This window comes from Tahibacter amnicola (genome assembly GCF_025398735.1).
Classification (GTDB): Bacteria; Pseudomonadota; Gammaproteobacteria; order Xanthomonadales; family Rhodanobacteraceae; genus Tahibacter; species Tahibacter amnicola.
The window spans coordinates 2,661,173-2,674,118 of sequence record NZ_CP104694.1; the positions used below are offsets into that span (position 1 = coordinate 2,661,173).

A 12,946-nucleotide genomic window follows, 5' to 3' on the forward strand; every position below is an offset into this window, starting at 1 on the left:
CATTTCACCGGAGCGGAACGGCGGCGAAACGATTGGACGTGACAGCGGAATCGGCGACATCGGGCGCGGGAAACGGATTCCCGGTCATTGCGGGCTTCACCTTCACCGGCCTGCTGGGACGCGGCGGCATGGCCGCCGTGTACCGGGCGCGCCAGGACAGTCTCGGACGCGATGTCGCCATCAAGGTGGTCGAGCCCGACGCCACCGACGCAGCCCGACATCTGCAGCGCCTGGAGGACGAGGCGCGTGGCCTGGCGGGCCTGCATCATCCCTCCATCGTGCAGCTGTACGACTTCGGCCGCACCGAGCACGGTGCGATGTACTACGTGATGCCGTTGCTGTCTGGTGGCGATCTGCTGCAATGGGAACGTCCCGTTGCGGAATCGCGCCTGGTGCCGCTGCTGGAACGTCTGCTCGACGCGCTCGATCACGCGCATTCCTCCGGAATCGTGCACCGGGACATCAAGCCGGAAAACGTGCTGTTCGACCGCGAAGGGCGTCCGCTGCTGGCTGACTTCGGTGCGGCCCAGATGCCGCGTCCGAATCGCTTGACGGAGGATGGTACCGCCATCGGCAGCACCGGATACATGAGCCCGGAGCAGGCCCGGGGCCGCGAGGTCGACGCGCGTTCGGACCTGTACAGCCTTGCCGTGCTGGCCTATGAGCAGCTCACCGGAACGCTGCCGTTCGAAGGCGTTGACGCGCTGTCGGTGGCGCTGGCGCAGCTGGAACATCCCGTTCCGCGCCTGCCCCGTGCGTTGCGCCATTGGCAGGCGTTTTTCGACCGCACCCTGGCCGTGGATCCGCAGAAGCGCTACGCCAGTGCCGCCCAGATGCGCGAGGCCTTGCCGATGCCCGCGTCGTCGCGACCGTCCTGGCTGTCCGCCGTCACGACGCGGCTGGACAAGCGCTGGCGCCTGCCCGCAGCCGTGGCAGCGGGACTGGCCATCGGAGCCCTGCTGTTCCTGGTGGTGGGTTGGTTGTCCGGTCCGCGCATCTCGGCCGAAAGCATCGCAGCGCTCATCCAGCAAGGTGCCTTGACCCAGCCGGACGAACCCAATGCGCTGGATGCGCTGCGCCGGGCGCGCGAAGCCGGCATGGACGCTGACGCCGTGGGTGCGCTGCAATCACAGCTGGCAGGCCGGCTCGACGAGAACGTGCGTGGGGCGCTCGCGGCAGATTCACTGCCGGCCCTGCGCGTTGCCTGGCGCCGATGGCAGCTGGCGGTGGACGATTTTGCTTTTCCGCAGGAAGGCGTGGTTGCCGAGCGTACCGACGCCGTCGCGCGGCGACTTTCGCGGGATCTCGACACCGCGCTGCTGCGCTTCGATCGCACGCAGGCGTCGGATGCCCTGGCCGTGGTGGACGACTGGAAAAGCGCGCCCGCAGCGCTCGTCTCCCACGCGGCCAAGGTCAGGGCCATCCCGGAGGTAGGCGGACACTTTGCCGACGATAACGGACCTATGCTCGTCCTGGTACGGCGGCCCGTCGATGACGAGAGTGGCCTTGCGGTGATGTCGGCGCCGCTGCAGGCTGATCTTTACGATGAATTCACCCGGGAAACGCGCCGGGCCGCTACATCTTGCGAAGCAGCCCCAGGCGACTACAAGGGCTGCATCGAGCATGCTGTTGCGCGTCAGTTTGCCGAGTGGCTCAGTCGCCGCACGGGACACAGCTACCGTTTGCCCACGCTCGACGAACTTGCCCAGGCGCGACCGATGCTCGCCGCACCGCCCGTCGTCGCGTGGAGTAATGACTGCAATGCGGTGACGGTCGCGCGCCAGCAGAATGCGGTACGCCGAACCTGGGGCGAGGTACGCAGTCTGTTCGGACGACCGGCGGCGCCCCGCACCCAGACGCGCTGCGACGGCTACCAGGCGCTTCCGCTCGCGGAGGCGGATGGCCAGCCACGCGTGCTCAAGAGCGCGGACGCCTCCACCGGCGTCATTCTCGTGCGCGAGATCAAGGCCGCGCCGGCTTCCGGCTCGTGATCCAATAGGAAAGGGCCGGCACCCGTGGAGGTCGCCGGCCCTTGCCTGACAGCCCGGCGGTACTTATGCGGCTTTGCCGCCCGCCTTGGCTTCGGTCGAGGTGGAGATGTCCTCGGCGTTGCAGCGCTTGAAGATTTCCTTTGCCTTGTCGCGCTCCTTGCTGTCGTCGGTGTGGACCGAAATCAGGATGTTTCCGCCACGGATCTTGTCGTCGTAGCGCTTGGCTTCGAATTCCGGGATGCCCATGCCGACCAGGGCGCCAATGACACCGCCGGCTGCGGTGCCGACGGCGGCGCCGCCCAGCGCGCCAAGAATGGGGCCGGCAGCGATGAACGGGCCGACGCCCGGAATCGCCAGTGAACCGATACCGGCCAGCCAGCCGAGCGCGGCGCCCACGCCCATGCCGGCCACGCCACCCGCCGTCGCGCCTTCCGGTGCCTTGGTGTTGTGTTCATGGGCGAAGTCCTGCGTCGTACGCTTGTCCGGCAGCAGGGCAGAAATATCGTTGTTGGAGAAGCCGGCCAGACGCAGCTCATCCACGATGACGTTGGCCTGGTCGACCGTCTGGGCGATGCAATAGACAGATGCTTTCATCGGAATCTCCTTGTTTACTTTTTGACATCCAGCTCGTTGTTGACCTTGGTAACGCCGGCGACGCGCCTGGCGATGGTCGCGACCTTGTCCTTCTCGGCGGTGCCGTTCACGGGGCCGCGCAGAGTGATCACACCGCCATCGGCGAGGATCTTCACGTTGTGCGCCATCGTCGAGAGCGAATCATCGTCCACGATGGCCTTGCGGACGTCGGCCAGGATCTGCAGATTGCTGCTGTCGTTGGGTTGGTCGTCGGGCGTGGCCGTGTTGCCGTCCTGGTCGCGCTTGTTGATCCGTGTGTTGTCGGCCCGATCACCGCTCACGGGCGTCTCATTCGACGCGGAGCGGATGGTTTCCTCCGTGCGAGTGGGGTCAGCGCGCGGCTTGTCCTTGTCGTTGGCCAGTCCAATGGCCGGTAGGGACAGTACGAGCAGCGCTCCCGCGCACACTGTCGTTTTCAATCGTGCGTTCAAGGGTATCTCCTCCATTGAAAGGCAAGGGAGCCTGTGCAGCGACACGCCAGGGGTGTCGATGCAGGGATTCCGGGTGGACCAGGTGCACTCGCCAACCGCGCCGGCGGCGCACCCGCCACTGCATCGCACTATCCGTGCCAGCCGGATGGGCCTGTCCTGCCGCTGTTCCGGCCGGGTTTGCCGTTCCGATTGCAATGATCCGCGCTGTCACATCGTGCAAAGTGGCGATACCGCCGTCGGCGCACGGGAACGTGCGCCGTTGCGTCCGCTCGCCCTACTTGGGGCGCGGAGCCGGTGGCAAGCCGGCATCCTCGGGCCCTGTGCGACGCAGTTGCTCTGCTTCGCGTAGCAGCGCCTGCGCGACGATGCGGACTTCCTGCTGCACGGCGACGTCGCGATCGAGCGCCTCGTGGCTGGTCGCGTAGGATTCGTAGTAGCCGATGAAGCGGTCGAGTGCTGCCGGGCCGTCGGCCTGCTGGAGTTCCATTGCAGTCATCCAGTCGACGAGCGCCCGGCGTACCGCCTGCGCCCCTTCGGTATCGGCGTGCACGACGACGCCGAAGGCGCGGCCTTTGAGGTGTCGCGGGTAATGCCAGCCGTCGAGCTCCCGCTTCTTGGCGAGCGCAGCGTTCTTGCCGCCGGTGAGCGTCGGATCGGGATTGCCGCCATCGGCGCAGACCAGGCGGTCCATCATCAACTTGAGGACACCGGGCACCTGGTTCCAATGCACGGGCGTGACCACCAGGATGCCATGCGCGGCGACCCAGCGTGGGTAAATGTCGGCCATCCAGTCATTAACCTGGCCGAGCGAATGGTGGGGGTAGCAGGAGCAAGGCCAGTGGCACAGGGGCATTGCTGTTGAAACGCACCCCTTGCACGGATAGATGACCCGGCCGTATTCGGACGTGACCAGGCTCAGATCCAGCAGATCGCATTCGGCGCCCGCACGTGTGATGACCTCTTCCGCGATCTTCGCCAGCCGGAACGACTTGGCCATCTCGCCGGGGCAGGTGCGATCGTTGCGCGGCGAACCATTCACGATGAGGATCCGGCAGGGCCGTGCCCGGTCCGCGTGGCGCAGCGCCGCCGACTGGATGGCCTCGCGTGCGGCCAGCCAGTCGCAGGAGAGTTCGTACTCCGGATCAGCGAAGGAGGGGCCTGCCTTTCGCGTCCGCGGCGCCTTGTGGCCGTCGCGGTACGCCTCCCAGGCGCGTTCAAGGATGGGCTCCAGATCCGTCCCTTCGAACAGCGGATCGGCGAAGTGGGCTCGGTAGCGCCGCGCGAATTCGTCCTTGTCGAGCTTGCCGGGTGCCTGCCCCGTGCGGATGACGGGCACCTGCATTTCCTGCTCGTCCGTCCTGTCTGACACGGCTGGCTCCTGAGGTTGCCTGGAATCAGGTTAGCAAGCAGCGTGTCAGCGGTTGGTGGAGGCCGCTATCGCCGCAGGAGTCCGGTCTGCAACGGCCTGTAAAGGTGCACATTAGCGGGACACCCGCGGTAGCATCACCCGGTCGGGGCGGAGGCAGCATGGCAAAGACCATTGATTCAGCAGTTCGCGAAGTTTGTCTTTCCTTTCCCGAGGCCGAGGAGTTCCTCTCGCACGGGGCGCCCAACTTCCGCGTGCGCGGCAAGACGTTCGCCTCCTATGCCGTCAATCACCATGGCGACGGCCGCGTGGCACTCTGGCTGAATGCGCCGTCCGGCGCCCAGGAACAGCACTGCGCCCATGAGCCCACGCACTTCTTCATACCGCCCTACGTCGGGCCGCGGGGTTGGCTGGGGGTGAACCTGGACAAGGGGCTGAGCTGGCAGCGCATCGCGGCGCTGGTGCGGTCCGCCTACGAAACGTCAGCGCCGCCGGCGCTCGTTCGCGGCATGGGCCCGACCATCCGTATCACGCCGCCGGCAAAGACTCTGTCACCGGCGCAGATGGATCCGATGCTCGCCGCACCCGTGCAACTCGTGCTGAAACAGCTGCGCGACGTGTGCCTGGCGCTGCCCGAAGTGGTCGAAGATCGACAGTTCGGCTCGCCCGTGTGGCGCGCGGGAAAACGAACGTTCGCCCAGGCCTGGATGGATGCTGGCAAACTGACCCTCGGCTTCTGGGTCGGTATCGAGCAGCAGGGGCTCTACACCAGCGATCCGCGCTTTCGCATCCCGATGTACCTGGGCCATAACGGCTGGATTGCGCTGGATGTTTCCCGACGGTGCAACTGGAAGGAGGTGCGCAGTCTGGCCCTCCACAGTTATCGGCATTTCGCGCTGAAGCGGATGCTGGCGGCGCTGGACGAGTAAGCCCAGGTCCGCCTGCCCGTCACAGACTATCCGTCAAATCCATTCCGGAAAATGGCATCATTGTCCACAATGATCGAAACCGGCGGCGACAATGTGCGGAAGCGTCCCAGTTCGTGGGTGACGAAGGCCTGCACCAGGCGCGTGCCGCCGCCGCTGGCGATCCATGTCGCGTTCCAGGGCGCGGTTTCCGCTGCGGCGACGGCCGACCCGCCGACCAGGTAGTCCACGTGGGTTATTGCCGCCAGATTGCTGGCGATGCTCAGCGGCACGGGGGCGCCGGCGAGGTACTGATTGCCGGCAGCAGGAGAGGTCACCGCCAGCTGTGCGGGCGCCGCGACACCGGGTTCGGACGCATCGATCTGCAGCAGGAAGGCTTCCAGTTGCTGGCGCTGCAATGCGGAGAGCGATGCCGTGTCCCCGTGGGCGCCGTTCGGGTTGCGCGTCGTCAGCACGTCCGTGAGCGTACCGGCGGACCCATCATGGAGATAGGGGGCCGAGGCAAACAGCCCACGCAAGGTGGGCGTATCAATCGCCAGCAGCGGCCCACCCAGGCGTTGGCCGCTGCCGGGCATGAGTGTACCCACGTCGTGGCGAAAGCCCTGCGGGCTGTCCGTGAATGCGTCACCGGCGTGGCAGCGCCCGCATTGCAGCTGCATGAACACGGCGCGGCCGGCGCTGCCGTCCGCTGTGAGTGAGCCGTCCGGGTTGCGATGGGGCGAGCGGTCGTCTTGCGTCAGACTGGCCACGTACGCCGCAAGCGCGTCCAGGTCCGCGGAGAAGCCGGCCTTGGGCGGTCCGAGCGGGTGATTCCGGCCGTCGGCAAAGTAGTCGGTGTTGGACATGAATCCCAGTCCGCCGAACAGGTTCCGGATCGGCACCTCGAAATCCTGGATTTCGTCGAAATTGCCGCTCCAGTGCACCAGGCCGCGTCCGAGCCCCGCATTGCCGCGCAGGCTGGTGGTATTGCGCAGTCCTTCGCCGAGCTGGGTGAAATCCCACACGCGCCCATCGCTGCGGCCATCCAGGTGACAGGATGCGCAGGTGCTGTAGCCGTCATGGCTCATGCGTTCGTCGCTGGCGTTGTAGAACACGCGCTTGCCCTGCAGAACCTGCGGCGACAGCGTCTCGGCCAGGGTGGTCGCGACGGTGCCCAGCGATTGCGGCAGTGTCTGGCCATCCTCGAGCAGGTCGCCGGTATCGAAGACGCTGATCGAACGTCCCAGGAAATTGTGCACGAAAAGGCGCCCGGTGCTGGCGTCATAGGACAGGCCCTGGGGGGCACGGTCCACCGCAAAGCGCGTAATCTCGCGGCGGTTCCACGGGTCCAGGACCAGCACCCGGTTATTCGTCTCCTGCGCCACGAAAAGGTGGCTGGACCCGGGCGGCAGCAGCAGGGCCGAAAGGCGTCCGCTGTCGTCGATATCGTGGCGTGCAGCAACTGTCTCGGTGCCGGCATTCGCATCGACGCGGCCGAGCAGCGAGCGCATGACGCTTTCGAAGGTCAGCGGCAGGCCTTCGCGATACAGGCCGGCGACGATGTTGTCCTTCTTGGCGCCATACCACAGGTGCTGGCCGTCTTCGGCGAGCGCGAGCGCACCGACGTAGTTGGGCAGGCCGCGCGCAGCCGTGCCGGAATCGGGGGAGGTGGTGTCCAGCGGCAGGTCGATCGCGGTTGCGCTGGAGAACGCGGGCAGGCTGATGCGCCAGAGAGTCCCTGCATTCCCGCGGCTGACCAGGCGCGAAGCAAACAACCGGCTGTTGTCGCCGCTGACCAGCAGTGCATCCACGTCGGTGTCGACGGACAGTGTTCCGGCAAGCTGCGCAGAGGCCGGTGTGAACCGTTGGATGCGACCTGGGCCCGCCAGTGCCACATAGCCCGCGATGCCATCCGGTGCAATTGTGACGGCAACCGGTTTGGCGCCATAGCCGAGTGCGATTGTCGCGGTAACGGTGCGCGTGGCGGGATCAATGCGGCGCAGCGTATCAGCATCCCGCACGGCGACCCAGACGTTTCCCGCGGCATCGATGGCCAACGACGCGGGATGGCTGCCCACGGTCACCTCGTCCAGGCGGACCAGGGTGTCGGCATGGACCACGCTCACGGTGCCGTGGTCGGGATTGACCGTCCACACTTCGCGTCGCACGGTGTGGACGACGACCGGGCTGGAGGGGCGGGCCGCCGGTGCACTGGCCAGGCGTACCACCAGCGGCTTGCTCGCGCTGGCCAGCCCCTGCGTGGGATGGCGTACCTGCAGCAGTACCGTAAACGTACCGGCACCGGCGTAGGTATGGCTGATCGTATTGGTCGGCAGCCACGGTGTGCGGGGCGTTCCGTCGCCAAAATCCCAGCGGTATTCCAGCGCGTCACCACCCGCCACGCTGGCCGACGCGGTGAGCTGTGCCGGCTGCGTCACGACCAGCGGTGGTGCGGGCGAGGCCGAAATGCCGGAGATGACCGGCTGTGCCCATCCCGTCGACAGCGACAGCGCCAGGAGCGCGATCGCCACGCACCACTCACGCCCGAAGAAGCGCCATCGGCTCAAGGCTGGAACCCGTTCGCGAAGATCAGGTCCGCCGGCACCAGGGTCGGGCCGGTGGCGAACCGGAACGTGTACTCGGCCATGCCGTTGCCGGCCACGTCGCGGACACCGTCCTGCACGATGCGCACTTCATACGTGGTATTGGCCGCCAGCGGCGCTTCGGGAACGATATTGACCACGCCGTAGTTCGTGTGGATGACCGTCGTTGACAAGGTGGCACCACCCACGGCGCGTACCTGGATGTTCTGCGAGGTGACGGTGGGGGAGTCCAGGGTCTCGTTGATAACCAGTCCGATCACGGTCGTGACCGGCTGGTTGATCGCGTTGGGTCGCGGCAGGTGATAGCCGACGGTGGGGCGCGTGGTATCCAGCGTGGCGCGGTGCGAGAACAGGTACGAGCGCGAGCCCGTCGTTTCCGAACTCGATGCCAGCACGATATGGCCGAGCGGAATCCACTGGAAATCGCCGAAGCAGCAGGACGTCGGCGTGAAGACCTGTTCGACCTGGCGTGTCACCAGGTTGTACTTGGTGCCGCGGTCGAAGCGGCCGGCAAAGGCGTAGTCGTCCTGGAAGTGGGCGTAGCGGCCGGGAAGATCGTTGTAGGGGATCTTGTGCACCAGCTGCAGGTTGGTCGGATCGCTGAAATCGATCACGAGCGTGTTGGCGTCCTGCTGCGGGCCATTGGTGTTGTCGCCGAACATCAGCAGCAGATAGTGGCGCCACACCTGCCAGGCATTGGTGTACTGCTTGTAGTTCCCGCTGAGCAGATCGAGCATCACCGGTTGCGCCGGATTGCCGATGTCAAAGACAGCCAGCCCGTTCTGCGTGTCCGAGGGCGTGAGGAACAGCAGGTTGCCGATGCGCCAGTGATTGGCCGAGGTCAAGCCCGACATCTGCAGGACGTTGGCCTCCGAAACGTGCGGCCACCAGCCGACGCGCGCGTCGACGACGTATTCGCCGAAGAAGTGCGGATAGGTGTTGAGCCAGTTGCCGGGCCATCCCATCGGCGGTTGGCCCGAGGGGAAGGTGCCGACGTTCTGGGTCTGCTGCGTCGGGGATAGCGGATTGGACAGGTTCTGGAACGGGCTCGGGTTGTTGTCGCCGATCTCGGGGATCCAGTAGGTACGCCAGAACACGTCGCCCACCTTCGCCCAGGTGTGGCCATTGACGCCGCTCGCCTGGGTGCGCCGCAGCTGCGGGTTGATCGGATTGGAGATGTCGTAGGTCCAGGTACCCTGGTTTTCCAGGCCGCCCAGGTAGAGATAGCCACGGTGGAAGGTGGTGATTCGCCCACCATGGTTCCACATCGCCAGCTGCGTGCCCGGCGCCCACGTCTGTGTCGGAAGACCCTGCGCGGACGCCGCGCTGCCCGCCAGGGCGAGCGCCCCGGCAACGAAGTATTGAAGTGTTGATTTCACGGTGTTCCCCTGGCTGTTCACCGCTTCCGCACGCGGCCCGGAAAGTCCGGCCGAAAGCCTAAACGCGATCGCCGGCAGCGCAATCCTCGCGCGGGCAAAGGGCATTATCCGCGCGATGAGTGGGAACGTCGATGTGAGCGTGTTGGCAGTTTTCCGGGCCGCGTGCGCAAAGCATTATCTGTTCCAAGAATCGCTGTGCAGCGTCGCGCCCGCCTCCGCCCGGTTGTGCTCGGCTTACCGAGGTCATCCGCACAGGTGACAGGCCATGAAGCCGCCACGCAAAGCATTCGCGGCGAAGCCCGGCAAAGTGCCACGCGTCTGTCGAGCCTTGGCCGCTCGCTTCGCCGCTGTTGGCCGGCGGTACGGTTATTGGATCACGACGCGAAGTCGCCGAACGTACTCATGACGCTCGCCGGCTTTCAGCCGCAGATATTCGATGCTTTGTACGCCCTTGTCGTCGCGCAGCTTGCGCTCGGCATGGGAGACGAACATGCCAGCGCTGCCGACGATCTCGATATCGATCGTGGCGGTCGGACAGTTCGGATCACCTTCACGTGGCTTCAGGGGATGCAACGCAAACTTCCGGATAGTCAATTGCGACGGCAGAACGTCGTCGATTGTTTTCCAAATGGCCTGCGCCCGTGCCGGTACGTCGGCACATTTCATGGGCTCTGGCTTGATCGTTGCCGGGTCAGGTGGCAGTTCGCCCGCGGCGATCGGTGCTGGCGGCTCCCATGCAATCGAACGGACCCTGTCGTAGCGGACCTGCCGGCCGGTACGGATGGACTGCTGGGATGAGGCCCACAGGCTGTAGTACTTGAGGTCATAGGTGACGTCCTTGATCAGCAGGTCGCCTTCCTTGTTCTGCGACACCCAGATTTCCTCGTCGCGGCCATTCGTGCTCGACGATGCAACCAGCAGCCAATGGAATTCACACCGCCAGCTGTTGAGGGTGGCGAAGACGGGGCCCGGTGGACCGTGTTGCGTCACCGCGTCGACGTAGACGGAAGGCTGATTTCGCAGGCGCTCCGACAGGTCGATCCTGAGCACCAGCGCCCGCCATGATGCGTAGCGTTTCGGAGACTCCTTGCTCGTGGTTCGTGCGAAATCCAGCAGCGACGAGCGCGGTACGACCCACCACGCCTCATTGCCGCTGTCGCCCTGGCTGAAAGTCAGGCGAACCGGATAGCCCAGTGTCTTTGGCGGCTGGGTATTGACCACGCGCTTGGCGATGTCCGTTCCGGCGATATCATACGTGCCGGATAGCTTGGGGCATGCATGCTCTGCCGGCGCATCCGGATTGACCACAACGGGCCGGTATTCGTCCGGAGTGTTGTCGCCCGAGCAGCTGGTGAGTGCGATGCCGAGCATGAGCATTGCTATCGGCTTTGCGCAACCTTTCACGTACGAATCCTCTGGCTCGGTGGCGGTAACCAACCGGCGGCAGTCTACAAAGGATCTCCCGCAGCGGCCATCGTAGCCGTCCGTGTCCTTTTCGTTTGCCTGTACTATCGGCGCACGTGTTCTCCTGAAAAGCGTCCTGATGATTCCCGTTACGCGTCTTGGTGAGCTGCGTCTCGAAGAAGCCCCGTATCCCGGTCGCCCGGCGCACCTGAGCGCCGCCAGTGGGCTGGTGCGCGTCGGCAATTTTCACTATGTGGTTGCCGACGACGAGAACCATATCGGCGTTTTTCCGCTGTCAGATGGATTCTCCGGCGAATTGCTCCGGGTCTTTCCCGGCGAACTGCCGGACGCCGCGAAGGAACGCAAACCGGTAAAGCCGGATCTGGAAGCGCTGCTGCACCTTCCGATGCTGGGGGCCTTGCTGGCGGTTCCGTCAGGTTCCAAACCGCATCGACGGCGTGGTGTCATGCTGGCGTTGGAGGAGTCCGGCGCCATTGCATCCCCGCCTTGCGCCATCGATTTCACGGGCCTCTATGCGGGCTTGGATGTGCAGTTTCCCAAGCTCAATATCGAAGGAGCTGTGATCCTGGGCGATCGTCTGGTGCTTCTCCACCGAGGCAACAAGAAGAATTCCCGCAACGCGTGCATTCACTTCGACCTTTCCGCTGCGCTGAGCTCTCTGACAAGCACTTCTGCGCCAACTCGCATCGATCCGGTGGCGATCCACTGGTTCGATCTGGGAACGATCGGCGACATCCCGTTGTGCTTCACCGATGCCGCCGCGCTGCCAGACGGGGGCTTCCTTTTCACCGCCGTGGCAGAGAACACGAAAGACAACTACGAGGATGGCAGCTGTGCGGGCGCCGGCATCGGTTGCATTTCGGGAGACGGCGAGCTGCGTTGGCTTCGTGCGCTGGATCCGTGCCACAAGGTGGAAGGAATCAGCGCGGAGGTGAATGGCAATTCGGTGCGCGTGCTGCTGGTGACCGATGCGGATGATCCGGCGACGCCGGCGGTCGCGTTGTCCGCGGACGTGAAGTTGACCTGGTAGCGACGCGCGGCTATTTCGCGGTGTGCTCGACGGCAGCTTTGTAACCAAAGGTGTCGTCTTTGTAGCAGGCGCCGGCGAGAATTCTCTTTCCGGGCGCTACGGACGTAATTGCGACAGGCCCTGCCTCGGTAATGCATCAGAGTGCGGTCGTCGAATCCTGTGCGTGCGTGCGTGCGTGCCGCGTTTCCTCCGGGTAGAAACTGCAGATCATCGTTTCGCGAGGCCGCAGCCGCGGTTTGGATATGCCGTGCGTGGCGATGCACGACGTCTGTTTCTGTATTGACGTTACAGATTGTTTCCGCACTGCCGAAAACGCGGCTCTTGTTGCTCTGCAAAATCGAAAGTTCTGATTTTCGTGGCGGCGCTGGCATTTCTTCGGGGTATGTCGAATTTGAGCGCGATCGAACCGATACCGCTCATGATTCGGGAGAGGCTCCTGCGATATCGCACCTGTCCACTCCTGTCCGGATTGACTGATGACTGTAAACCGGGGGGATGTTCATGTTCACGATGCAAAAAGTTCTTGCGACGTTGATTCTGGCCGTGTGTTCGGCCGCGACGGCGAATGCCGCGCCGGTGCTGACGGAGGGAATGCAGGCGGGGAAGGCGGTTCACGATGCGGCGCAAGCGGCGCTGCGCAGCTTCGGTGCGGAAGTAGGGCGGGGAAATGGACTGCCGCCGAATTTTCCGCTGGCCGTAGCCGATATCAGCGATGTCAATCGCGCAACGATCGGTGTTGGTTACGAAGAACTGCACGCGGATCCGCACGCCATCATGGCGGGGCAGAGCCTGCAGAAGTCGGCGCGCGCCTCGTCGATGTGGCGTTTCACCGTGATGGTCGATGACCGCGCGGTCGGAATGATCACGATGGTCAACGACAAAGGCCAGTGGCGGGTCCGCTCCATCGGCGCGGCGGCACTGGCCAACGAGGTCAACGCCGTGGCGCAAAGTGCAGGAAAAGACGCACAGCTGCGTGTGATCCGTGTCCTGCAGGCAACGTCGGATTTCGTCGAGGTGAGCTCGGCGGCGCAGAAGAGCCGGCTGGTACCACTGGCATCGGCACGCAAGACGCTGGGTCTGAGCCAGGCGCTCGTTGCACCCAACACGTCTGCAGTCGAGGAAGCGGAGTTTGCCCAATCGCTCCGTGACACGATCGCCCGCAATCTCGCCCAGTAACCGACCG

General features: G+C 64.9%; 10 protein-coding genes. 4 read left to right on the top strand and 6 right to left on the bottom strand.

From position 1 onward, the window contains the following. Nucleotides 1-38 precede the first annotated feature (38 nt). Entirely contained in the window at nt 39-1,991 is a 1,953-nt protein-coding gene (locus tag N4264_RS11295; protein ID WP_261697137.1) for a serine/threonine-protein kinase, read from the top strand. Between the two features lie 63 nt (nt 1,992-2,054). On the opposite strand, the gene N4264_RS11300 is transcribed toward N4264_RS11295, so the two are convergent. The 3 genes from N4264_RS11300 to N4264_RS11310 all read right to left on the bottom strand — a co-directional run bounded on the left by N4264_RS11300 (nt 2,055) and on the right by N4264_RS11310 (nt 4,424). Beyond that, nucleotides 2,055-2,585 (bottom strand): hypothetical protein, encoded by a 531-nt coding sequence (locus tag N4264_RS11300; RefSeq protein ID WP_261697138.1) that lies wholly within the window; start codon nt 2,583-2,585, stop codon nt 2,055-2,057. A gap of 14 nt (nt 2,586-2,599) precedes the next feature. Next, nucleotides 2,600-3,055 (bottom strand): BON domain-containing protein, encoded by a 456-nt coding sequence (locus N4264_RS11305; protein ID WP_261697139.1) that lies wholly within the window; start codon nt 3,053-3,055, stop codon nt 2,600-2,602. A 274-nt stretch (nt 3,056-3,329) separates the two neighbouring features. Further along, nucleotides 3,330-4,424: a flavodoxin family protein gene (locus N4264_RS11310; RefSeq protein ID WP_261697140.1), complete on the bottom strand. Its 1,095-nt coding sequence runs from the start codon at nt 4,422-4,424 to the stop codon at nt 3,330-3,332. Between the two features lie 158 nt (nt 4,425-4,582). Here N4264_RS11310 and N4264_RS11315 point away from each other — a divergent pair, with 158 nt between their 5' ends. Beyond that, nucleotides 4,583-5,350 carry an MmcQ/YjbR family DNA-binding protein gene (locus N4264_RS11315; protein ID WP_261697141.1) on the top strand — a complete coding sequence of 256 codons (768 nt, stop codon included), beginning with the start codon at nt 4,583-4,585 and terminating at the stop codon, nt 5,348-5,350. 26 nt (nt 5,351-5,376) lie between these two features. Here N4264_RS11315 and N4264_RS11320 read toward each other — a convergent pair whose 3' ends face one another. From N4264_RS11320 to N4264_RS11330, 3 genes are all read right to left on the bottom strand, one after another. After that, nucleotides 5,377-7,893: a PKD domain-containing protein gene (locus N4264_RS11320; protein WP_261697142.1), complete on the bottom strand. Its 2,517-nt coding sequence runs from the start codon at nt 7,891-7,893 to the stop codon at nt 5,377-5,379. Further along, nucleotides 7,890-9,308 (bottom strand): Ig-like domain-containing protein, encoded by a 1,419-nt coding sequence (locus N4264_RS11325; protein WP_261697143.1) that lies wholly within the window; start codon nt 9,306-9,308, stop codon nt 7,890-7,892. Before N4264_RS11325 ends, N4264_RS11320 begins: the two co-directional genes overlap by 4 nt. Nucleotides 9,309-9,674: 366 nt before the next feature. Beyond that, nucleotides 9,675-10,712 carry a hypothetical protein gene (locus N4264_RS11330; protein WP_261697144.1) on the bottom strand — a complete coding sequence of 346 codons (1,038 nt, stop codon included), beginning with the start codon at nt 10,710-10,712 and terminating at the stop codon, nt 9,675-9,677. Between the two features lie 139 nt (nt 10,713-10,851). Here N4264_RS11330 and N4264_RS11335 point away from each other — a divergent pair, with 139 nt between their 5' ends. Then, nucleotides 10,852-11,763 (top strand): DUF6929 family protein, encoded by a 912-nt coding sequence (locus tag N4264_RS11335; protein WP_261697145.1) that lies wholly within the window; start codon nt 10,852-10,854, stop codon nt 11,761-11,763. Nucleotides 11,764-12,264: 501 nt separating this feature from the next. Next, nucleotides 12,265-12,939 carry a hypothetical protein gene (locus N4264_RS11340; RefSeq protein ID WP_261697146.1) on the top strand — a complete coding sequence of 225 codons (675 nt, stop codon included), beginning with the start codon at nt 12,265-12,267 and terminating at the stop codon, nt 12,937-12,939. Nucleotides 12,940-12,946: the final 7 nt, after the last annotated feature.